This is a genomic window from Mycobacterium sp. E2479 (genome assembly GCF_001667925.1).
Classification (GTDB): Bacteria; Actinomycetota; Actinomycetes; order Mycobacteriales; family Mycobacteriaceae; genus Mycobacterium.
In genome coordinates this window covers 1-508 of the sequence record NZ_LZJR01000023.1, presented here as the reverse complement: position 1 = coordinate 508, position 508 = coordinate 1, and the positions used below count along the sequence as shown (strand labels likewise).

The window sequence follows — 508 nt, the reverse complement described above, 5'->3', positions numbered from 1 at the left end:
ACGATCTCGTTCGGCACTCCGTACGGCACTGTCGACTACGAGGGCGCCACCATCCCGGTTCCGGTGGATGACCAGACCCTGCAGAAGATCTGCGAGATCACCGACGGCCAGTCGTTCCACGCCGACAGCCTGGATTCGCTGAAGAACGTGTATTCGACACTGCAGCGCCAGATCGGCTACGAGACCGTGAAAGGTGACGCGAGCATGGCCTGGATGCTGCTCGGCGCCGTCGTCATGGCCGGCGCCGTCCTGGCGGGTCTGCTGTTGAACCGCAGGCTGCCCGCCTGAGCCGTCAGCTCGGCAGGCGCCGGTTGATCAGCAACGAAAGTCCCGTCGCAATCAGGGCAGTCAGCACGCCGAGGCGCAGCCAGCCGGAGCTGCCCGGCCCCGGCACGGTGCGGTAGCCGATCTCGTTCTCGATGGCGTTGTAGCTCTTTTGCAGCTCGCCCAGATTGGTGGCGGTGTAAGACTGCCCGCCGGACAGCTTGGCGACCGTCTTCATCTGGTC

The 508-nt window shown here is 65.0% G+C and carries 2 pseudogenes; one reads left to right on the top strand and one right to left on the bottom strand.

Annotated features, from left to right (window positions below):
* Positions 1 to 288, top strand: a pseudogene (locus A5686_RS02660) (hypothetical protein); the annotation flags it as partial.
* 4 nt (positions 289 to 292) lie between these two features.
* Here A5686_RS02660 and A5686_RS02655 read toward each other — a convergent pair.
* A pseudogene (locus A5686_RS02655) lies at positions 293 to 508 on the bottom strand (hypothetical protein); the annotation flags it as partial.